Source organism: Actinacidiphila sp. bgisy144 (genome assembly GCF_057708105.1).
This window is the reverse complement of sequence record NZ_JBYIRM010000012.1, coordinates 77,872-98,511: the sequence shown is the minus strand read 5'-3', so window position 1 is coordinate 98,511 and position 20,640 is coordinate 77,872. Positions and strand designations below refer to the sequence as shown.

At 75.8% G+C, this 20,640-nt stretch carries 21 protein-coding genes; 11 read left to right on the top strand and 10 right to left on the bottom strand.

Translation table 11 applies throughout. From position 1 onward, the window contains the following. Positions 1-9: 9 nt before the first annotated feature. Positions 10-771, bottom strand: coding sequence for a CGNR zinc finger domain-containing protein (locus AC3EVP_RS16185; RefSeq protein WP_435130666.1), 762 nt, complete (start codon positions 769-771; stop codon positions 10-12). Positions 772-897: 126 nt separating this feature from the next. On the opposite strand from AC3EVP_RS16185, the gene AC3EVP_RS16180 reads away from it, so the two are divergent. The 3 genes from AC3EVP_RS16180 (at position 898) to AC3EVP_RS16170 (ending at position 4,254) form a co-directional block, all read left to right on the top strand. Further along, positions 898-1,905 (top strand): quinone oxidoreductase family protein, encoded by a 1,008-nt coding sequence (locus tag AC3EVP_RS16180; RefSeq protein ID WP_435130665.1) that lies wholly within the window; start codon positions 898-900, stop codon positions 1,903-1,905. Between the two features lie 191 nt (positions 1,906-2,096). Continuing rightward, positions 2,097-3,464: an NAD(P)/FAD-dependent oxidoreductase gene (locus AC3EVP_RS16175; RefSeq protein WP_435130664.1), complete on the top strand. Its 1,368-nt coding sequence runs from the start codon at positions 2,097-2,099 to the stop codon at positions 3,462-3,464. 76 nt (positions 3,465-3,540) lie between these two features. Continuing rightward, positions 3,541-4,254 carry a ribonuclease H family protein gene (locus tag AC3EVP_RS16170; RefSeq protein ID WP_435130662.1) on the top strand — a complete coding sequence of 238 codons (714 nt, stop codon included), beginning with the start codon at positions 3,541-3,543 and terminating at the stop codon, positions 4,252-4,254. Here AC3EVP_RS16170 and AC3EVP_RS16165 read toward each other — a convergent pair. The 5 genes from AC3EVP_RS16165 to AC3EVP_RS16145 all read right to left on the bottom strand — a co-directional run bounded on the left by AC3EVP_RS16165 (position 4,211) and on the right by AC3EVP_RS16145 (position 8,527). Further along, positions 4,211-5,335, bottom strand: coding sequence for a PP2C family protein-serine/threonine phosphatase (locus AC3EVP_RS16165; protein WP_435130753.1), 1,125 nt, complete (start codon positions 5,333-5,335; stop codon positions 4,211-4,213). The two genes, AC3EVP_RS16170 and AC3EVP_RS16165, sit on opposite strands and share 44 nt — an antisense overlap. Before the next feature lie 283 nt (positions 5,336-5,618). Continuing rightward, a complete protein-coding gene (locus AC3EVP_RS16160) occupies positions 5,619-6,524 on the bottom strand; it encodes a DUF4232 domain-containing protein (RefSeq protein WP_435130660.1) in 906 nt (301 codons plus the stop codon). Continuing rightward, positions 6,508-6,996 (bottom strand): RNA polymerase sigma factor, encoded by a 489-nt coding sequence (locus tag AC3EVP_RS16155; protein WP_335972987.1) that lies wholly within the window; start codon positions 6,994-6,996, stop codon positions 6,508-6,510. The genes AC3EVP_RS16160 and AC3EVP_RS16155 overlap by 17 nt, the downstream gene beginning before the upstream one ends. Positions 6,997-7,079: 83 nt before the next feature. Continuing rightward, entirely contained in the window at positions 7,080-7,763 is a 684-nt protein-coding gene (locus AC3EVP_RS16150) for a class F sortase (protein WP_335972294.1), read from the bottom strand. Positions 7,764-7,777: 14 nt separating this feature from the next. Further along, positions 7,778-8,527 (bottom strand): DUF4232 domain-containing protein, encoded by a 750-nt coding sequence (locus AC3EVP_RS16145; protein ID WP_435130658.1) that lies wholly within the window; start codon positions 8,525-8,527, stop codon positions 7,778-7,780. Between the two features lie 214 nt (positions 8,528-8,741). Between AC3EVP_RS16145 and AC3EVP_RS16140 the strand changes: the two genes are divergently transcribed. From AC3EVP_RS16140 to AC3EVP_RS16130, 3 genes are all read left to right on the top strand, one after another. Further along, positions 8,742-10,001, top strand: a complete 1,260-nt coding sequence (locus AC3EVP_RS16140) for a VWA domain-containing protein (protein WP_435130656.1) — start codon at positions 8,742-8,744, stop codon at positions 9,999-10,001. After that, on the top strand, positions 10,001-10,837 hold the full coding sequence (locus AC3EVP_RS16135; RefSeq protein WP_435130654.1) for a hypothetical protein: 837 nt from the start codon (positions 10,001-10,003) through the stop codon (positions 10,835-10,837). The genes AC3EVP_RS16140 and AC3EVP_RS16135 overlap by 1 nt, the downstream gene beginning before the upstream one ends. Before the next feature lie 333 nt (positions 10,838-11,170). Continuing rightward, the gene (locus AC3EVP_RS16130; RefSeq protein WP_435130652.1) at positions 11,171-11,986 is read left to right on the top strand and encodes a VOC family protein; all 816 of its coding nucleotides are present in this window, start codon (positions 11,171-11,173) and stop codon (positions 11,984-11,986) included. Here the strand turns inward: AC3EVP_RS16130 and AC3EVP_RS16125 are convergent. Beyond that, positions 11,964-12,878 (bottom strand): helix-turn-helix transcriptional regulator, encoded by a 915-nt coding sequence (locus tag AC3EVP_RS16125; protein WP_435130650.1) that lies wholly within the window; start codon positions 12,876-12,878, stop codon positions 11,964-11,966. The two genes, AC3EVP_RS16130 and AC3EVP_RS16125, sit on opposite strands and share 23 nt — an antisense overlap. 229 nt (positions 12,879-13,107) lie before the next feature. Here AC3EVP_RS16125 and AC3EVP_RS16120 point away from each other — a divergent pair, with 229 nt between their 5' ends. Further along, entirely contained in the window at positions 13,108-13,878 is a 771-nt protein-coding gene (locus AC3EVP_RS16120; protein ID WP_435130648.1) for an SDR family oxidoreductase, read from the top strand. On the opposite strand, the gene AC3EVP_RS16115 is transcribed toward AC3EVP_RS16120, so the two are convergent. Then, positions 13,872-14,492, bottom strand: a complete 621-nt coding sequence (locus tag AC3EVP_RS16115) for a TetR/AcrR family transcriptional regulator (protein WP_335972287.1) — start codon at positions 14,490-14,492, stop codon at positions 13,872-13,874. The genes AC3EVP_RS16120 and AC3EVP_RS16115 overlap by 7 nt on opposite strands. Before the next feature lie 85 nt (positions 14,493-14,577). On the opposite strand from AC3EVP_RS16115, the gene AC3EVP_RS16110 reads away from it, so the two are divergent. Both AC3EVP_RS16110 and AC3EVP_RS16105 read left to right on the top strand, forming a co-directional pair. Then, positions 14,578-16,125: an MFS transporter gene (locus AC3EVP_RS16110; protein ID WP_435130645.1), complete on the top strand. Its 1,548-nt coding sequence runs from the start codon at positions 14,578-14,580 to the stop codon at positions 16,123-16,125. Positions 16,126-16,264: 139 nt separating this feature from the next. After that, complete coding sequence (locus AC3EVP_RS16105; protein ID WP_335972285.1) at positions 16,265-17,116, top strand: helix-turn-helix transcriptional regulator; 852 nt, start codon at positions 16,265-16,267, stop codon at positions 17,114-17,116. Between the two features lie 49 nt (positions 17,117-17,165). Here AC3EVP_RS16105 and AC3EVP_RS16100 read toward each other — a convergent pair whose 3' ends face one another. Both AC3EVP_RS16100 and AC3EVP_RS16095 read right to left on the bottom strand, forming a co-directional pair. After that, positions 17,166-17,534 (bottom strand): VOC family protein, encoded by a 369-nt coding sequence (locus AC3EVP_RS16100; RefSeq protein WP_435130643.1) that lies wholly within the window; start codon positions 17,532-17,534, stop codon positions 17,166-17,168. Positions 17,535-17,586: 52 nt separating this feature from the next. Continuing rightward, positions 17,587-18,360: an oxidoreductase gene (locus tag AC3EVP_RS16095; RefSeq protein WP_335972283.1), complete on the bottom strand. Its 774-nt coding sequence runs from the start codon at positions 18,358-18,360 to the stop codon at positions 17,587-17,589. A 75-nt stretch (positions 18,361-18,435) separates the two neighbouring features. Here AC3EVP_RS16095 and AC3EVP_RS16090 point away from each other — a divergent pair, with 75 nt between their 5' ends. Further along, positions 18,436-19,017 carry a TetR/AcrR family transcriptional regulator gene (locus tag AC3EVP_RS16090; protein WP_435130641.1) on the top strand — a complete coding sequence of 194 codons (582 nt, stop codon included), beginning with the start codon at positions 18,436-18,438 and terminating at the stop codon, positions 19,015-19,017. A 225-nt stretch (positions 19,018-19,242) separates the two neighbouring features. Continuing rightward, on the top strand, positions 19,243-20,544 hold the full coding sequence (locus AC3EVP_RS16085; protein ID WP_435130639.1) for an RICIN domain-containing protein: 1,302 nt from the start codon (positions 19,243-19,245) through the stop codon (positions 20,542-20,544). Positions 20,545-20,640: the final 96 nt, after the last annotated feature.

Genomic DNA, 20,640 nt, shown 5'->3' with positions numbered 1-20,640 from the left:
CGCCGCAGCTCAGCGCGGCGGGCCGCCCTCCGCGTCCTGCGCGGCGCCCGCCTCCTGCGCCGTGTCCCTGCGGCGCGCCCGGGCCCGGTACCCGGCGACCTTCGCGAGGTTGCCGCAGCGCTCCATCGAGCACCAGCGGCGCCGCCCGGCCTGGGAGTCGTCCACGAACAGCAGCGAGCACACCGGGTTGCCGCACTCCTTGACCCGGCCCGCGACCGGCCCGCCGAGCAGCAGCACCCCGTCGCGCGCCACCGTCGCCAGCGCCGCCCCCGCGACCGGCCCGCGGTGCTGCCAGCGCACCTCCGCCCCGCCCGCCTCCGCTGCCTGGTCGCCCACCGCGAGCTGCGGCGCCAGATCCGGCAGCACCGCGACCCGGTTGACCACCGCGATGTCCGTCCTGCTGTACGGCCGGCCGGCCATCGCCGCGCGCACCAGGCGGTTCAGCGCCTCCCGCAGCACCCTCGCCTGGGCGAGCCCGGCCGCACCGACCTGCGGCGCCGCCGCGCCGGTGGGCAGCAGCCCGGCAGCGTCGAACCAGCGGGCCAGCGCGGCGGGCTCGGGCAGCCGCTCGACCGGGTCGGTGTGACGCTTGCCGAGGGTGGCCACGAAGTCCAGGCACACCCGGCCGCCCACGAAGCGGAAGCCCGGCCCGCTCTCGCCGCTCGCCGCGTCCGGCACCTCGGACCCGCCCCCACCGCCCCCGCCGCCCACGCCGCCCCCACCCCGCCGCCCGCCGCCTGCCGCGCCCGCTGCCGAACCCGTCGTCGCCATGTCCCGACGGTAGCAGTTGACACTCGTTGAAGCAGTGTCACACAGTAGGGGCAGCTCACTGAGCGCCGCGCGCCCTGGCGCCGGGCCGCGCGCCTGAGACACCGACACGAGACAGGTGACTGCACCATGCGCGCGGTACGGATCGACACGTTCGGCGGCCCGGAGGTCCTCACCCCGGTCGAGCTGCCCGACCCCGTGCCGGGCCCGGGCGAGGTCCTGGTCCGGGTCGAGGCGGCGGGCGTCAACCGCGCCGACGCGCTCGCCCGCGCCGGGACCTACCACCGCGCCCGCCCGCTGCCGCTGATCCTCGGCCTGGAGGCGGCCGGCACCGTCGCCGCCCTCGGGGAGGGCGTGACCGGCCCGGCGCCCGGTACCCGCGTGATGGCCATGAGCGGCGGTGCCGCGGGCCTGTACGCGGAACTCGCCGTGGTGCCCGCCGGCCGCGTCGTCCCGCTGCCGGACGGTGTGGACACCGTCGCGGCCGCGGGGATGCCCATCGCCTGGGTCACCGCCTGGTACTGCCTGCACCGGCTCGCGCGGCTGGCGGAGGGCGAGACCGTCGTCGTACAGGCCGCCGCGAGCGGCGTGGGCAGTGCCGCGGTCCAGATCGCCGCACACGCCGGCGCCCGGGTGATCGCCGCCGCCCGCAGCAGCGAGAAGGTGAGCTGGGCGGCGGGGTTCGGCGCCCACGCCGTCCTGGACACCTCGGCCTTCCCGGGCGAGGCCGCCGTGGAGGAGGTGCTGCGGCTGACCGGCGGGCGCGGCGCCGACGTCGTCCTGGACGCCGTCGGGGGCGACGTCTTCGCGCAGAGCCTGCGCCAGGTCGCCTTCGCGGGGCGGGTGGTCGCCCTGGCCAACGTCGCGCTGCGGCCCAGCACCGTGGACACCCGCGACTTCTACCCGAAGAACGCGTCCATCCACGGCTTCCAACTCACCGGCCTGGTCGAACACGGCTACGACCCCCGGCCCGACCTGGGCGGGATCGCCGCGCGCGTGGCGGCCGGCACCTACCGGGTGCCCGTGGAGGCCACCTTCCCGCTGGAGGAGGCCGCCCGCGCCCACGAGCGCCTGGAGGACCGCCTCAACCGCGGCAAGATCGTCCTCACCGTGCAGGACCACCCCACCCGGCCCTGACCGCCCCGCCCCGACCCCTCCGGCCGCCACCCGGTATCCGGGCGGCGGCCGGTGCCGACCCCCGCCGCGCAGCCGTTCCCTCCGCTGGCGGACACCCCCGGCGCGCGGTAGGACGGAAGTGCGAAGCCGCGATCCGCGGGCAGCCGACCGCTCAAGGACGAAAGCCAGGCCGCCAGAAGGGAAGGGCTACCGTGGCACGACCGAAGATCCTCGTGGTGGGCGCCGGCTTCGCCGGAGTGGGGTGCGTACGGCGGCTGGAGCGCAGACTCGGCGCCGAGGAAGCCGACCTCGCCCTGGTGACGCCGTTCTCCTACCAGCTGTACCTGCCCCTGCTGCCGCAGGTCGCCTCCGGCATCCTGACCCCGCAGTCCATCGCGGTGTCGCTGCGCCGCAGCCACCGCTACCGCACCCGGATCATCCCCGGCGGCGCGATCGGCGTGGACACCAAGGCGAAGGTCTGCGTGGTCCGCAGCGTCACCGGCGAGATCGTCAACGAGCCGTACGACTACATCGTGCTGGCCCCCGGGAGCGTCACCCGCACCTTCGACATCCCCGGGCTCGCCGACCACGCGCGCGGCATGAAGACCCTCGCCGAGGCCGCCTTCATCCGCGACCACGTGATCGCGCAGCTCGACCTCGCCGACGCCAGCAACGACGAGGCCGAGCGCGCCGCGCGCCTGCAGTTCGTCGTCGTCGGCGGCGGCTACGCCGGCACCGAGACCGCCGCCTGCCTCCAGCGCCTGACCACCAACGCGCTGTGCCGCTACCCGCGGCTGGACCCGCGGCAGATCAAGTGGCACCTGATCGACATCGCGCCGAAGCTCATGCCCGAGCTCGGCGACAAGCTCGGCCGCAGCGCGCAGCAGATCCTCCGCGACCGCGGCATCGACATCTCGCTCGGCGTGTCCGTCGCCAAGGCGGGCCCCGACGAGGTCACCCTGACCGACGGCCGGGTGCTGCCCTGCCGCACCCTGATCTGGACCGCGGGCGTCACCGCGAGCCCGCTGATCGGCACGCTCGACGCGGAGACCGTCCGCGGCCGGCTGGCGGTCACCGCCCAGATGACCGTGCCGGGCCGCTCGGGGGTCTTCGCCCTCGGCGACGCCGCCGCCGTACCCGACCTCGCCAAGGACGAGGAGGGCGCGGTCTGCCCGCCCACCGCCCAGCACGCCATGCGCCAGGGCCGCACCGTGGCCGACAACGTCATCGCGACACTGCGCGGCCGCCCGCTCCAGCCCTACGTGCACCACGACCTCGGCCTGGTGGTGGACCTCGGCGGCCGCGACGCGGTCTCCAAACCGCTCGGCATCGAGCTGCGCGGCACGGTCGCGCAGTCCGTCGCCCGCGGCTACCACCTGTCGGCGATGCGCACCAATGTCGCCAAGACCCGGGTGCTGACCAACTGGCTGCTCAACGCGGTCGCCGGGGACGACTTCGTCCGGATCGGCTTCCTGGCCCGCACCCCGGCCGCGATGCGGGACTTCGAGTACACCGGCGCCTACCTGACACCCGAGCAGGTCCGCGAGCACGCCGCGGGCGCCGGCCTCCAGCAGAAGTGACGCCCGGCCCGGCCCCGGGCGGCGCATCCGGCCCGCCCGGGTCCGCGCCGCCCGCGCCGGGTGGCATGATCGGAGCGTGGCAGACCGCATCACCGCCGCTTGTGACGGCGCGTCCAAAGGAAATCCCGGCCCGGCCGCCTGGGCCTGGGTCATGGCCGACGCCTCGGGCGAGCCCGAGCGCTGGGAAGCGGGCCCGCTGGGCACCGCGACCAACAACGTCGCCGAACTCACCGCCCTGGAGAGGCTGCTGACCGCCGCCGACCCGGCGGTGCCGCTGGAGGTCCGGATGGACTCCCAGTACGCGATGAAGGCGGTCACCAGCTGGCTGCCGGGCTGGAAGCGCAACGGCTGGAAGAACTCCGCCGGCAAGCCCGTGGCCAACCAGGACCTGGTGGTCCGCATCGACAACCTGCTGGCCGGGCGCACCGTCGAGTTCCGCTACGTGCCCGCGCACCAGGTCGACGGCGACCGGCTCAACGACTTCGCCGACCGGGCCGCCAGCCAGGCCGCCGTCGCCCAGCAGCCGGCCGGCAGCGCCGCCGGCTCCCCGGCGCCGCCGCCCGCGCCGGCCGCCAGCCGCAAGCCGCCCAAGGGCGGCGCCCGCGCCGCCAGGGGCGCCGCCCCGGCCGGCGGCGGGTCCGGCGCCTCGGGCGCCTCTTCCGGCGGCGCGGGCGCGGTGCGCACCCTGAAAGCGAAGTACCCCGGCCGCTGCCGCTGCGGGCGCCCCTACGCCGCGGGCGAGCCGATCACGAAGAACCCGGACGGCTGGGGCCACCCGGACTGCCGCTGACGCCGTCGGGCCCCGGACCGAGCGCGGCCCGCGGCTCCCGGTAGCGCAGCAGCAGCATCGCCGCGTCGTCGTGCAGCGGCCCCCCGGTGTGCGCGATCAGGTCGGCCCGCAGCGCCTCCAGCGCGCGCTGCGGGTCGGGGTCGGCCAGCAGGTGCGCCCGCTCGCCCAGCGGGTAGAACGCCCCGGCCGGATCGCGCGCCTCGGTGACGCCGTCGGTGTACAGCAGCAGCTGGTCGCCCGGGCGGAAGTCCACCTCGAACGGCGGCGGCAGCTCCGTCGGCCGCAGCCCCAGACCCAGCGGCAGCGCGTACTGCGGCGGCTCGGGGAAGTCCACCTTCCCGCCGGGGCGGACCAGCATCGGCGGCGGGTGGCCGAAGTTCAGCAGCGTGGTGCGGCCGAGCGGATCGATCTGCGCCATCACCGCCGTCACGAACTTCTCGCCGCTCAGCGTACGGTCCGCCGCGCGCCGCACCCGGCCGCCGACGCCCTCCAGGGTCGGCTCGTCATGGGCCGCCTCCCGGAACGCGCCCACCACCACCGCGGCCGTCTCCACCGCCGCCAAACCCTTGCCCTGCACATCGCCGATGACCACCCGCACCCCGGCCGGCGTCGGCACCACCTCGTACAGGTCCCCGCCGATCCGCGCCTCGGTCACCGCCGAGGTGTACGACACGGCAGCCCGCAGCCGCCCGGCGCTGCGCGGCACCGGCCGCAGCAGCACCCGCTGCGCGACCTCCGCGATGGACCGGACGTTCGCCAACTCCGCCTCGCGCCGCTGCCGGGTGACCGCGGCGATCACCGCGGCCACGGTCACCCCGACCACGGCGCCGATCGAGGCGAAGCCGCGCCGCTGGCCGAAGAGGCCGTCGACCTCGCCCAGCGCGCACACCACGGCCACCGCCAGCGCGCCGATCACCGCGGTGCGCTGCCAGGAGCCGACCAGCCCGGCGAAGGCCGGGCCGAGCGAGACCAGCGGCAGCACCCCGACGCTCTGCCCGCCGATCCCGTCGGCCAGGGCCACCACGGCCATCACCGCGTACGGCAGCACCGTCAGCGGCAGCGGCGCCGACGGCCGCTCCATGCCGGCCGGCAGCCGGCTGCTGCCGCTGTCGTCGAGCAGGTCCGCGCCGCCCTCGGCGCCCTCGGGGCCGACGACGGCGCCGCCGTACGCGTCCCCGTCGGTCCGCGGGGCGTCCGGCGTCTCCTGCGGGCGCCCGGCCCGGCCTCGTCGCAGCACGCTCACCTCACCTTCCCCGTCCGCCAGGTTAGGCCCGTACCGGCCGGTCGGCCCGCCGGTCCCCACCTGCCGTTACCGCATCGAGCCCTGCTCCGGGCGCCGGGCGCCCCGGGGCGTACGCCGCGGCTCAGGACGGCGGATTGCCGGTCCGGCCCGCGGTGAAGGGGGTGATCTCGAACATGTCGTCGCAGTCGGTGACCTGCCCGGCGAACGTCAGGGACGCCTTGCTGCCCGGCGGGTACATCTTCAGCCGCGCCGAGGTGGCCAGGCAGGTGCCCTGCTGGTCGACGGTGTGGATGGTGGCGCTGGCGGTGCCCCCGGGCGCGAGCACGACGGGGGAGTAGTCCAGCGTCCTGCGGGTGGCGGGCCGGCCGATCTGCGTGCCGTTCGCGTCGAGCATCGACAGGCCCGGGTAGCCGGTGACGTGGCAGGACGCCGTGCCGGTGTTGGTGATCACCAGGTAGCGGTAGAGGTTGCCCGCGCCCGCGTCGCTGCCGCCCAGGCTCGCCGACAGCTGCGCGGCGGTGCACATCGGGGTGGCATCCGGCGTGGTCGGGGAAGCGCTCGGTGCGCCGCCCGCGGCGCCCGGCGGGGTGGCGGTCGCCGACGGTGTGGACGTCGCCCGGCCCGCGGACGGCGTGGGGCGCTGACCGCCGGTGGCGCTGGGCGCCGCGGCGGTGTGCGTGGGCTTCGGCGAGAGCGCGGGGCCGCTGCTGGCCAGCGACCGGTCGGCGGGCGGGCCGACCACCTGCCCGTCGCCGCCGGGGGAGACCACGCCGGTCAGGAACAGCGCGCCCGCGACCACCGCGGCGGCCGCGGTGCCGCCGGCCAGTGCCCGCACCCGGCGCCGGCGCGCGGCCCGCCGCCGGACGCGCTCGAACGCGCCGGGCGGAGGCGCCAGATAGCCGCCCGCGGGCCGCAGCAGCCGCTCCAGGGGGTCGTCGGCCCCGTCCGCGCCGCGGGCCGGCCCGTCCGGCCCGCCGGGGCCGGTGCCGTCCGGGGGAAGCGCGGGGCCGTCAGGAAATCCGGTCATGGTGCTCCCCGAGCTTGGCGCGCAGGTGTTCGCGGGCGGCGTGCAGATCGGCCTTGACGGTGCCCTCCCGGCGGCCGAGCAGGGCCGCCACCTCCCGGACCGGCAGGTCGGCGAAGTAGTACAGCAGCGCAGGGTCGCGCAGCCGCTCCGGCAGCGACTGCACCAGCATCCGCACCGTGGGGTCGGCCGCCTCCGGCTGCTGCTTCACCGCTTCCTCCGTCTTCACCCGGCGCAGCGCGCGCCGTTCGCGCTCCAGTCTGCGCCAGTGGTCGCGCACCAGGTTGGCCGCGGTCACGTAGAGGAAGCCGCTGGGCTCCTCCACCTTCGTCCAGCGCGCCCACAGCCGGGTGAACGCCTCGGCGGCGATCTCGTGCGCGGTCCCGTCGTCGTCCACCAGCTTGCGCACCCAGCCCGCCAGCCGCGGGTACAGGGCCGCGAACAGCTCGGAGGCGGCGCGCTCTTGAGACCGGATGGTCGCTCCTCCTGCTTCTCGTCGTGGCTCCGCCGACCGTACCGGTCCCGTGAGGCCGAGCGGACCGGCGGGCGCCATCCGGCTCACGCCCCGGAGACCAGTGAGGCGTACACGATCACGTTGTCCGGGTAGCCGCCGCCCCCGCTGATCCGGGTGCCGCCGCAGGTGATGAGACGCAGTTCGGGGTGGTCGACGTTCCCGTACACCGACGACGTCGGGAAACGGGACTTCGCGACGGTCTGCACCCGGTCGACGGAGAAGGTCGCCACGGAGCCGTCCGCCCGGGTCACCGCGATGGTCTCGCCCGCGCGCATCCGGTCCAGGTGCAGGAAGACGCCGTCGCCGTAGGCGCCCACCGTGACATGGCCGAGCAGCACCGACGGGCCGAGCTGCCCGGGCGTCGGCGAGCCGTCGTACCAGCCCGCGGGCGCGTCCTTGGCGATCGGCGGGACCTGCACCTGGCCGTCGGACGCCAGGCCCAGCGCCATGACGGGGGTGTCCACGCCGATCGACGGGATGCGCAGCCGCGAGGGCACCGAACGCGCCATCGGGCCCGGGGCGTTCGCCGCCGACGGAGTGCCGCCCGCGCCCGGGGCGGTGGCCGCCGGGGCGGTGGCGGCGGGCGTCACCGAGCCGCCGTCGGACGGAGTCTGCGCGGGCGCGGTCGACTGGCACCCGCACAGCAGCGCCAGACCCGCCGCGAGCGCGCACAGGGCGCCCCCGCGGCGGTTCCGGCGGCCGGCGGCCCCCTGGCGTACGGCGGTCACGCCGGCCGGACCTTTCAACGGCCGGCCCGCACCTTGCGGCGCAGCGCCACCGCGACGCCCGCGGCACCGAGCGCGGCCACACCCGCGCCGGTCGCCGCGAGCACGGTGGAGTCGCTGCTGTGCGAGCCGGTCGCCGCCAGGCCCGTGTCGGGGGCGCCCGAGGGCACCGTCGGCACCTGCGCCCCGCCGCTGGTGCCCGGGGTCGGCGCGGCGGTGGGCGCCCCGGTCGGCGCGGACGTCGGGGTGCCGCCGTCGTTGCCGCCCGTGCCCGCGGCCAGCGGGGTGATGGCGAACGTGTCGTAGCAGTCGGTGATGACGCCGGGGATGGTCAGCGACGCGGTGTTCCCCGGCGGGTAGACCTTCAGCTTCGTGGACGCCGGCAGGCAGGTGCCCTGGTGGTTGACGGTGTGGATGGTGTCGCTCGCCGAGCCGCCGGGCCGCAGCACGACCGCGGAGTAGGTGCGCGCGTCCCGCGTGGCGGGCCGGCCGATCTGCGTGCCGTTCGCGTCGAGCATCGACAGGCCCGGGTAGCCGGTCAGGTGGCAGGTGGCGGTGCCGGTGTTGGTCAGCACCAGGTAGCGGTAGAGGTTGCCGGCGCCCGCGTCGCCGCCGCCGAGGGCGGCGCTGAGCTGCGCGGTGGCGCACATCGGGGTGCCCGAGGCGTCGGCTGGGGGCGCGGTGGCCGTCGCGGGTGCGGCGCCCAGCGCGGTCAGCGCGAACACCGCGGCCCCGGCGGCCCCGGCGGCGAGTGAACTCCTGCGCATGTCCTGCTCCTTGTCTCCCCGGTTGTCGTGCCCAGGCCCCTCCCGGGGCGGTCTCCCCGGGCGACTCGCGGAACCCGTCGTCCGGAATCGGCAGCAGAGACGACAGAGCCCGCGGCCGGGTTGTAAAGAACTGTCAAAGTCGCTCCGGCGGCCCCAACGACCTTGCTGACCAGGCGACTTCGGGATTCGGCCGACCCTCACTACGATCAGTGCGATGATCATCCGAAAGCTACTGGCCGTCGGTACGGCCTGCGGGCTGACGGCCGCACTGGCCTGCGGCCTCGTGCCGGCCACCGCCCACGCGGGGGAGCCCGTGCCCGGGGCCACCGCCAAGGTCGAACTCGTCCTGGACGTCAGCGGTTCGATGAGCGCCAAGGACATCGACGGGCAGTCCCGGATGTCCGCTGCGAAGCAGGCCTTCGACGACGTGCTGGACTCCACCCCCCAGGACGTCGACCTCGGCATCCGCACCCTCGGCGCGAACTACCCCGGCGACGACCGCAAGACCGGCTGCAAGGACACCCGGCAGCTCTACCCCGTCGGCGCCCTCAACCGCGACCAGGCCAAGAGCGCCGTCGCCACCCTCCAGCCCACCGGCTGGACCCCGATCGGCCCCGCGCTGCTGGCCGCCGCCCAGGACATCAAGGGCGGAGGCGGCACCCACCGCCTGGTGCTCATCACCGACGGCGAGGACACCTGCGCCGCCAACCCCTGCGACGTCGCCCGGCAGATCGCCGCCCAGGGCGTCGACCTGACCATCGACACCCTCGGCCTCGTGCCCGACACCCACACCCGCAGCCAGCTCAGCTGCATCGCCGAGGCCACCGGCGGCACCTACACCACCGTCCAGCACCGCCAGCAGCTCACCACCAAGGTCACCCAGCTGGTCAAGCGCGCCACCGACACCGCGGTCACCCCCACCGCCGTCCAGGGCGCCGACACCTGCCAGGCCGCACCGGTCCTCAAGCGCGGCCTGTACACCGACCGCGAGACGTTCTCCCAGAACCGCTGGTACCGCGTCCAGGTCGAGCCCGGCCAGGAACTGCGCGCCTCCGCCACCGTCTCCGACGACCGCACCGTCAACGCCGACTACGGCGTGCTGCTGCGCGGCGTCACCCTGCACGGCCGCGAGATCGTCCGCGACGACGAGGGCGGCACCGGCCGCACCGACGCCGTCTCCGCCGGCATCCGCTACCCGAAGCCGGACGCCGACGACGACACCCCGGCCGAGACCGTGTGCCTCCAGGTCGGCAACTCCTTCTCCGCGCCCGCCTCGGTGAAGACCACCCCCGGGCTGCCGGTCGAGCTGTCCATCGACCTCGTGCACAGCCCCGACCAGCCCTCCGACGTCGCCTTCTACGGCCTGGGCCGCGGCTGGTGGCTGCTGGGTCTGCTCGCCGCCGTCGGCGCCGTCGCCGGACTGCTCACCGGCTGGGCCGCCCGCTGGCGCATGAACACCGGAGGGACCCGCTGATGCGCACCGCACGGCTGCTGGGCGCCGCCACCTTGCTGGCCGCCGCCGCACTGACCGCACTGACCGGCCCGGCCGCGGCCGACGACGGCACGGCCACCCCGGACCCCACGGCCACCGCGACCGGGTCCGACGCGCCGCCCACCCAGGCCGGCACCGACTTCCGCACCGCGACCGTCATCGACCAGGGCGTGCGCGCGACCGCCGACGCCTCGGCGGGCGACTACCTGTACTGGCAGTTCCCCGCCGACACCGGCCAGCACGTCACCGTGCACGCCACCGTCACCTTCCCCACCACCGCCACCCGGCACGGCGCGTCCACCTGGCAGGTGGACGTCTACGACGGCCTGCGCCGCCACCAGTCCTGCCGCTACGGCAACCAGACCGTCACCGCGGCCGCCGACGCGGCCTCCGTCGACCTCGTCTGCCACCTGCGCACCATCCGCTCCTGGTCCGAGCCGTGGGCGAACGACCCGCTGCGCGGCGCCTACTACGTTCGGGTGACCGTGCTCGACCTGCCCTCGACCGACCTCGGCCAGCCGGTGCAGGCCGCGGTCGAGGCCACCTCCGACGGCACCGCGGGCAGCCAGGCCGTCGACGGCTCGGTGGCACCTGTGGTCACCGCCAACGGCCCGCGCGTCGCCCCTTCGGGCGGCTGGGCCGGCACCTGGTGGTCGCCGCGCTGGCTGTGGACCGGCGGCGGCGGCCTGCTCGCGGTCCTGCTCGCCTTCGGCGCGCACCGGCTCGCCCGCGGCCCGCTGCGCCCGCCCGCCCCCGCCCGGCCGCAGGCGTACGACCGCCCGGACCGGCCGCGGGAGCCGGCCGGGTACGGCGACTGAGGCAGCCGCAGTACCCGTCCGGAGCACCGCCCCGGTCCCCGGTGAGGGCCCGCCGCACCCGGCGGGCCCTCACCGCTGTCCGCCCGCCCGCCCGGGCCGGACCGACCCCGCCCGGTCACGCACCGCCCGGAACCGGTAACGTCCTGCACACGCCGCCGGTGCCGGCCGGACCCGTCCGCGCACCCGGCACCGACCCGGCCGCCCCGCGACCCGCGCGCGATCCGCGAACCGGGGCGCACCACCAGGCATGATCACGCCGTACCGGGGAAGGCGAGGCGACGCACCAGGCCGTCCCCGGGCAGTGCCCAGTCCCACGAACGGAACGACACCACAGTGACGAGCGAGCAGCCAGCCGCGCCCTCCACCGCCCCGACCCCCCGCGACGCGCCCCGCGGCGCGCCGTGCTGGGCCCACCTGACCGCGCGCGACCTCCAGGCCGCCGAGAAGTTCTACGGCAGCGTGCTCGGGTGGGAGTTCCGCAACACCACCCTCGGCGACCACTTCGCGTTCGCGCTCGGCGACGGCCGCCCCGTCGCGGGCATCGGCGCCCTCGCCGCGGACCTCCAGGTCGCCGTCGGCTGGACGCCGTTCTTCTCCGTCCCCCAGGTGGACGAAGCCGCCGCCCGCATCCGCGAGCGCAGCGCCACGGTCGCGCTCGGCCCGGTCGCCTTCGCCACCGGCCGCGCCCTGGTCGCCGCCGACCGCGACGGCGCCGTCTTCGGCGTGTGGGACGGCAAGCTGCCCGCCGGCTGGGAGACCTGGCACGACCAGGGCCCGGTGGTGCTGCGGCTGCGCACCCGCGACGCCTTCGAGGCCGCGATCTTCTACGGCGGCGTCCTCCAGTGGGCCGACGGCAGCCCGGACGGCTGCACCGTGGACTACGAACACGAGGAGGTCGTGGTGCGCAGCGGCGAGGCCGTCGTGGCCCGGCTCGGCTCCGGCGCCGTCGAGGCCGACCCCGACCCCACGCTGCGGCCGCACTGGGACGTGCAGTTCCCGGTGCCCGACACCGAAGCCTGCGTGGCCGCCGCCCGGGGCCTGGGCGGCCAGCTGGTCGGCCAGGGCACCACCCACGCGGGCAGCTATGCGGAACTGCGCGACCCCGACGGGGGCCTGTTCACGGTGATCAGCCCGCGCCGCCGGGCCTGACGTCCCCACCACCGGCGCCCGGCGCGGGCCGCCAGGCGGCCTCGGTGTCGGTGGCGGCGTCAGTTTCGGTGTCGGGCGCGGCGGCGGCCAGGGAGGCCAGCAGCCGCATCTTCTCGTCGCTCTCGCTGTCCTTGTCGGGGTAGTAGACGACGAGGATCACGTCCTCGACCGGGAGCTTGTCGCGGTGCAGGCGCATCTCGCCCACGACCGGGTGCACCACGGTGGTGGTGCCGCCGTTCAGCTCGCGGACGTCGTGCCGGGCCCAGAGCGTACGGAAGCGCTGGCTGGACAGCGCCAGCTCGCCGACGACCTCCACGAACCGGGGGTTGTCGGTGTCGTCGCCGATGGTGGTGCGCAGCGCGGCGATGAACCCGGCCGCCGCCTGCGCCCAGTCGCGGTGGAACGCCTGCTCCTCGGGGTCCAGGAAGAGCGAGCGCAGCCGGTTCTCGCCCGGCCGCAGCCGCGGGGACAGCGCCAGCGCCATGGAGTTGGACGCCAGCACGTCGAAGGCGCGGCCCTCCACGAACGCCGGGACCGTCAAGTGCGCCAGCAGGTGGTGCAGCCGCGCGGGCACCTGCTCCGGCCGCCTGCGCCGCGGCGCCCGCGGCCGGGCGGCGGCCAGCCCCAGCAGATAGGCCCGCTCCACGTCGTCCAGGCGCAGCACGCGCGCCAGCGACTCCAGGACCTGCACCGAGGGGTTCTTGTCCCGGCCGCGCTCCAGCCGCAGGTAGTAGTCCGCGCTGATCCCCGCGAGCAGGGCCACCTCCTCGCGCCGCAGCCCCGGCACCCGCCTGGTTCCGCCCGGCGGCAGCCCGGCCTGCGCCGGGGTGACCAGTTCGCGCCGGGCCCGCAGATAGCTGCCCAGCCGGTTGTCGGACGCGACGTCCTTCATCCCGCCACCTCTTCTCCCGGTCCGGTTCTCCCGGTCATACCGCCACCGTAATGCGGACGGCGGCCGCCAGAGGGGGCCCTGCCAGGACCCCGGATGTGCGGGGCTCTGCCAGGCCCGGCCCGCCCGGCCGAGACTTGCGGTGTCGCCGTCGCCGAACGACGGTGACCATGGCAGAAGGGGCGCCGCGGACCTGACCGCCGCCGACGCTCCGGATTCGAAGGGACATCTCATGGAACTCGCCCACCGCACCGTCCTCGTCGTCGGGGGCACGTCCGGCATCGGCCGGGAGCTGGCCCGGCGGTTCGCCGCCGCGGGCAGCACCGTGGCCGTCGCCGGGCGCAACGCGGACGCCCTGGCCGAGCTGGCCGCCGAGGGCTTCAGCACCTTCGAGGCCGACGTCACCGACGACGCGTCCGTCACGGCCGTCCGGGACGCCGTCCTGGCCCTGCACCCCGACCTGGACACGGTGATCACCATGTCCGGCGTCATGCTGCTGGAGGACCTGCGCGACCCGGCGCACTTCGAGGCGGCCCGGACGACGGTCGACACCAACCTGCTCGGCACCATCCGGGTCGTCGACGCCTTCACCCCGCACCTGGTCGGGCGCGGCGCCGGCACCTTCATCACGGTCACCTCCGGGATCGCCTTCCTGCCCTTCCCGCCGATGCCGACCTACGCCGCCTCGAAGGCCGCGGTGCACGCCTACTCCGAGGCGCTGCGGGTCCAGCTCGCGGGCACCGGCGTCGGCGTCGTGGAACTCGTCCCGCCGGCCGTGGCCACCGCGGGCCAGGAGCAGGTCAACCCGCACGCGCTGCCGCTGGACGGCTTCGCCACCGAGGTCATGGGGCTGCTCGCCCAGGAGCCCACCCCGGACGAGATCCTGGTGGAGAAGGTCCTCATGCACCGCTGGGCCGAGCGGGAGGGCACGTACGACGGGCTGGTCGCGCAGCGCGCCCAGGCCCTGTCGATGCTCCCGGGCCGGCAGGGGGCCGGTCAGTAGATCATCCGCAGGACGACCGTGGCCAGCTCGTCCAGGGCGCCCTCGCGCTGCCGCGCGGGCAGGTCGGTGATCTCGGAGATCCGGTGGTCGCGGACGACGGCCACCATGCGGGCGAGCGCGGCGGCGTCGACGCCCTCGGGCGCGAGGCCGGCCGCGCGGTCGCGGCGGATCTTGTCGGCGAGCCCGTCCACGAACCGCTGCTTGGTGCGGCCGACGAACTCCTCCAGCGGCTGGTAGCCCACCGCGAAGCCGCCCGGCATGGCGCAGGCCAGCACCTTGCTGTTCTCCTGCCACATCTCCGCCACCCGCCGCAGCTGGTCGCGCAGTTCGGCCGGGCTCGGCCCGCTGCTGGCGAACCACCCGTGGGTCTGGCCGAAGCGCTCCCAGACCTGCTCCATCAGCGCGGCGAGCACCGCCTGCTTGGTCGGGAAGTAGAAGTAGAAGCTCGTCCGGGAGATCCCGGCGGCCGCGGCGATGTCGTCGATGGTGATGTCGGCCATCGAGCGCTCGGTGACCAGGCGCCGGGTCGCGTCGAGAATCCGCTCCTCGCGCAGCGCGCCCTTCGTCGGCCCGCCGCGGCGCCGGACCGGGCTGCCGGTGGTGTCTGCTGCCATGCCGCCAGCCTACGGCCTCGCGCGGAATATCCACGGGCGTCGGCAATAATCGACATGTGTCGAGTCGGCTCGCTATGGTGGGTACATGCCTCATGAACGAACCTCGACCGAGGTCGCAGGAGTGGTCTCGGCGCGCCTTGTCGTGGTGACCATGGCGGCGGCGGTCTTCCTCCTCTCCATGATCCAGACGCTCGTGGTCCCGGTGCTGCCGGAGATCGGCACCCAGCTGGGCGCCTCGGCCACCGCCGTCGGCTGGGTCACCACCTCGACGATGCTCACCGCCTCCGCCGTGACCCCCCTGCTCGGCCGGATCGGCGACGTCTTCGGCCACCGGCGGGTCATCCTCGCCGCGCTGGTCGTCACGCTGGCCGGCAGCGTGCTGGCCGCGGTCACCCACAGCATCGGGCTGCTGATCCTCGGGCGGGTCCTCCAGGGCGCCAGCTTCGGCCTCTTCCCGCTGGCGATCAGCGTGCTGCGCCAGTCGCTGCCCCGGGAGAAGCTCACCGGCGCGATGGCGATCACCGCCTCCGCGCTCGGCGTCGGCAGCGGTATCGCGCTGGTCGCGACCGGCCTGCTCACCCAGGGCGACGCCGACTACCGGCGGATCTTCTGGCTGTGCGTCGGCATGACCCTGGTCGTCCTGGCGCTGTCCGCCGTCGCGATCCCGCGCCACCCCGGCCAGGGCGGGCGGGTGGACTACCGGGGCGCGGCGGTCCTCGGCGTCGGCCTGGTCTGCCTGCTGCTGCCGCTCTCCCAGGGCCACACCTGGGGCTGGGGCTCGCCGAAGGTCATCGGGCTGTTCGCCGCCGCCGTGGTGGTCCTGGCCGGCTTCGTCGCGCTCCAGCGGCGCACCCGCGAACCCCTGGTCACCTTCGACCTGCTGGTCCGCCGCCCGGTGCTCGCCACCAACATCGCCGCGCTGTGCATAGGCTTCGCGATGTTCAGCGTCTTCCTCGGCGTCACCTACTTCGTCGAGACCCCCGACGCGGTCGCCGGATACGGCTTCCACGCGTCGGTGCTGCGCACCAGCGTGCTGTTCATGCTCCCCGGCGCCGTCGTCTCGATGTTCACCGGCCCGCTCGCCGGGCGGCTGGTCTCCCGGATCGGGCCGCGCCTGGTGCTGCTGCTCGCCTGCGTCATCGGCCTGGTCGGCATGGTGCTGCTCGCCTCGCTGCACGCCACCACCGCCGAGATGATCATCGGCGTCGTCATCTGCAACGCCGCCATCGCCATCGCCTACGCCGCGATGCCCGCGCTGCTGGTGATGAACATCGGCGCCCACGAGACCGGCGTCGCCAACTCCATCAACTCGATCATGCGGACCGTCGGCGGCGCCATCGGCAGCGCGCTCGTCGTCACGATCCTGGCCAGCCAGGTCGCCACGCACCGCCTGCCGTCCGGGCCGGTCACGCTCCCGACCGAGGGCGCCTTCGTCCTGACCTTCGGCCTCGGCGGGCTGTTCTTCCTCGTGGCCGCGCTGATGGCGCTCTTCGGCGTCCCCCGGGCCGCCGCCGGCGGCGGCACCCTCACCGCCGCGGAGATCCGCGAGGACGAGGCGCTCGGCCTCGCGGGGGAGTTCGCGACCTCCTCGATCGACCTGAGCGAGCCGCCGCCGGCGCCCAGCCGGTCCTGACGCCTGCGCGCCCCGCCGCCCGTCCCGCCCCCACCCGGGCGGGACGGGCGGGCGCCGGCGCCCGGATGCGCGGGCCGCGGGCGCAGCCAGGGCCTGGCGGTACCTGGCTACGGGGGCCGCGGGGGCGGAGACTGGCGGCATGGACCGACACGAACTTGCCGCCTTCCTGCGGAGCAGGCGGGAGCGGATCAGCCCGGCCGAGGTGGGGCTGCCGTCGGGGACACGGCGGCGCACCCCCGGGCTGCGCCGCGAGGAGGTGGCGCAGCTGGCGTTCATCTCCACGGAGTACTACACGCGCCTGGAGCAGGCCCGCGGCCCGCGCCCCTCGCGCGAGGTGCTGGCCGGCCTGGTCCGCGCCCTGCGGCTGACCGACGCCGAACGCGACCACCTCCACCACCTGGCCGGCGCCCCGCCCATCCCCTCGGCCGGGCCGCCGCGCGCGGTCCGGCAGAGCATCCTGGACCTGCTGCGGCGGCTGCCGCAGGCCGCGGCGATCGTGACGTCCGCGACCACCGAGGTGCTGGCCTGGAACGACCTCGCGGCCGCGCTCATGGAGGACTTCTCCGCCGTGGCGCCGCGCGACCGCAACCTCGCGCGGCGCGCCTTCCTCGGGCCGGGGGGCCTGGGGCAGCGGCTGTACGGCGTCTCGGACGCCGAGGAGTTCGCCCGCAACACGGCGCAGCGGCTGCGCGCCACCGCCGCCCGCTACCCCGACGCCCCCGAGATCTCCGGGCTGGTCGGCGAACTCCTCGCCGGGAGCGAGGAGTTCCGGCAGCTGTGGGACGCCCACGACGTCGCCGTCGAACCCACGCTGCGCAAGACCTTCCAGCACCCGCTGGTCGGGCCGGTCACCGTCAACTGCGACGTCCTCGACATCGCCGACCGCGACCAGCAGCTGGTGATCTACACCGCCGAGCCCGGCTCCTCCGCCGAGGAGGCGCTGCGCCTGCTGGCGGTCGTCGGCACCCAGCGCATGGACGCGCCCCGCTGACCCCTTCCGCCGCCCACGGTTTCGGCGGTCGCACCGGAAGCCGCAGCACCTACCCCGCGCGCAGGCAGAAGGGGTGCCCGGCCGGGCTGGCGTACACACGGGAGCCGGTGGCCGGCTCGTCCGGCGCCGGGTGCGGCGGCCGCAGCCGGCGCGCCCCGGCCTCGACCGCCCGCCGGTCGGCCGCCGGCAGGTCGTCGACCGCGAGGTCGACGTGGACCTGCTGCGAGCGGCCGTCGGGCCACTGCGGCGGCAGCTGGCCCGGCGCCGACTGGACGACGAGCACCGGCAGCCCCTCGGCCCGCAGGAAGTGGTGGGTGGGGGTGCGCATGAGGGTGCCGCCGAGGAGCCGGTGCCAGAAGGCGCTCTCCGGCTCGGGGTCGGCGGCCTCCAGGAGCACCGCGGCCAGGGTGAACTTCATTCGGATGGCCTGCTTTCGCTGGATGTGACGCGTTCGGGGACAGGCAGGGGATTCAGACCGCGGGCACGATGCCGCCGTCGACCCGGAACTGCGCGCCGGTCAGCCACTTGGCGCGGGGGGAGGCGAGGAAGGCGATCATCTCGGCGACGTCCTCGGGCTCGCCGGGGCGGCCCATGGGCACGCCGAGGTGGTCCACGATCTGCTGCCGCATCTCGGCCAGGCCGACGCCCTGGTCCTCGGCGAGCTGCCGCAGGTGCGCGTCCGCGCCCTCGGTGACCACGAACCCGGGCAGCACGCACACCACGCGGACGCCGTCCTTGCCCACGGCGGTGGCCAGTTCGCGGCTGTAGGCGTTGAGCGCCGCCTTGGCCGCGGCGTATGAGGCGTCGGCCGGCTGCGGCAGGCGGCTCGCGATCGAGGAGACGTGCACGACCACGCCCGAGCCGCGCTCCACCATGCCCGGCACCAGGGCCCGGTCCAGGCGCACCGCGGCGAGCAGATTGACGTCCAGGTCGCGGCGCCAGAGCTCGTCGGAGCGCTCCAGGGTGGGCACCGCGCCGGTGGTCGCGCCCGCGTTGTCCACCAGCACGTCCACACCGCCGACGAGGTCGACCACCCGGCGGGCGAGGTCGGCGACGCCCTGCCCGGTCGCGAGGTCCGCGGGCAGGAAGGTCGCCGGGAAGTCCTGCGGGGGAGCGGTGCGCGAGGCGGTCAGCACCTGCGCGCCGGCCGCCGCGAAACGGCGGGCGGTGGCCGCCCCGATGCCGCGGCTCGCTCCGGTGACCAGCACCCGCAGGCCCGCAAGCTCGTTTTCGGACATGGTCATGTCTGCCGCTCCTTCGATAAGGTGAACCGGACTCCGGTAACTATAGTGAACCAGATTCACCTTATGGAGGCAGTGTTGCCCGCATCACGACCCCTGCGCGCCGACGCCCGGCGCAACCGGGACGCCCTGCTCGCCGCGGCGCGCGAGGCGTTCCTCGCCGGCAGCGGGGACGAAGACGCACACATCGAGGACATCGCCCGCAGCGCCGGGGTCGCGGTCGGTACCCTCTACCGGCACTTCGAGACCCGCGAGGCGCTGGTTGAGGAGGTCTACCGGCAGGAGGTCGCCGACCTGTGCGCCGCGCCCGACGCGCTCCTGGAGCGGTACACGGCGGACGAGGCCCTGCACCGTTTCCTGCTGCTGCTCGTGGAGCACGCGGCGGTCGGCAAGGGCATGGCCGGGGCGCTCGCCGGGATCATGGCGACGGACTCGCCGGTCTTCGACGACGCGCGCTCGCGGATGGCCGGCTGCCTGGACCACCTGCTCGCCGCGGGCGCCGCGCAGGGCACCGTACGGGCCGACGTCGACGGCCGGACGGTGCTGCGCGCGATGGGCGGCGTCTGCAACCTGCGGGCCACCGGCGCCTGGCGGGAGGAAGCCGCGCGGATCACCGAGCTGCTCTACGACGGCCTGCGGTACCCCGCCGCCGCGCGCTGAGCAGGCCGGGACTACGCTCCGGCGCAAGGGCGTCATCTCGGTGCGCCGCAGGGGCTGTTGGGGGCGTGCACGCCGGAGCCGGGCCGCAGGGCGCGGAGTCGGCGGGTTCCCGGGCCGGGGCGCCCCGCCGTGGGGGAGGATGGCGCCGAACCGCGGCCGGTCGACGGCCGCGGCCAGCGCCGTACGGCCCCGCGCGGGCCGTCTGAGACCTTACGGAGACGACGCATGCCCACCTCACGGCCGCCGCGCGACACCGGTTCCGACGGCCCCGGGACGGACGGCGAAGACGACGCGCCGGTGGTACCCGTACGACGGGCGGTCGTGCTGCCCACTGCGCCCACCGCGCCCGCCGGGTCCCCGCCGGCCGCGCCCGGGGCGACACCGCCGGGCGCGGGCTCGGGTGCCGGGTCAGGTGCCGGCTCGGGCACGGAGCCGCCCAGGGCGGCGCCGCCGCGGTCGGTGCCCGTGCGGACCGCGTCCAGCAGCGGCGCGCCCGCGGCGGCCGGGCCGGCGAAGGCGGGGGAGGCGGCCGGGGCGAGCGAAGCACGCGGCGCCGGCGGTGCGGCGGGTACCTCCGCGTCCAGCGGCACACCGGGCACGGGCACGCCGGGCACGGCCGGGGCCAAGGCGGGCGCCGCGGCCGGACCGGGCGGCGCGCCGCCCAGGCAACGGCGGTCGGCGGGGCGGTCGTTGCCGATCCTGGTCGCCGCGGGCGTCGTCGTGGCGCTCGCGGGCGCGTTGCAGTACGCCGTGACCTCCGCGCACCACGGCTCGGCGCCCACCGCCCAGGCCAGTGACGTCGCATCGGGCAACGACGCCGCCCCGCAGACGCTGCCGGTCGGCGCCCCCACCACCACCGCGCACAGCGCCAAGCCCTCCGCGCACGCCTCCGACAAGGCGTCCGCGCACCCCCACGCCACCGCGACCACGCCCGCCGGCGCCCCCGCGACGACCGCGCCGAAGGCCGAGGCCACCGCCAAGCCCAAGGCCACGGCGACGCCCACGGCGAAGAAGACGACGTCGGCCGCCGACCTGCGGGCACGGGCGAACGCCGCGTCCAGTGCGTCCCAGGTGCTGCTCTTCAATGTGACCACCGGCCTGTGCGCCGACGTCCCCGGCTACGGCAACGGCACCAGCGACGGCCCGGTCAACCAGTACGACTGCGACGGCACCTCCGGCGACAACCAGCTCTGGGACCTCCAGGTGGCGTACAAGACCGGCGGCCCGGGCGGCGCGAGCCTGTTCGTGATCGTGAACCACAAGGACGGGCTCTGCATGGACCTGCCCAACTACGGTGCCGAGCCGGCCGGCACGCAGATCGAGGAGTACCCCTGCAACCGGACGAAGAACGACAACCAGCTGTGGTGGCTGGACCCCCGCCCGGACGGCACCTACTGGATACGCGACTACGCCAGCGGCCTGTGCGTCGATGTGCCCGGCGTCGGCACCGGCCGCGAGGACGCCCGGCTTGAGCAGTACGGGTGCAGCACGAACACCAAGGACGACTTCCGCTGGCGCCTGAAGTGAGCGGCCCCCGCGGGCGTGCGGGGGCCCGGGCCCGCGGGCGCAGGAGCTGACGAACGGCCGCCCGCCCGGCGGCCGTTCCCGCCCACTCCCATCCCG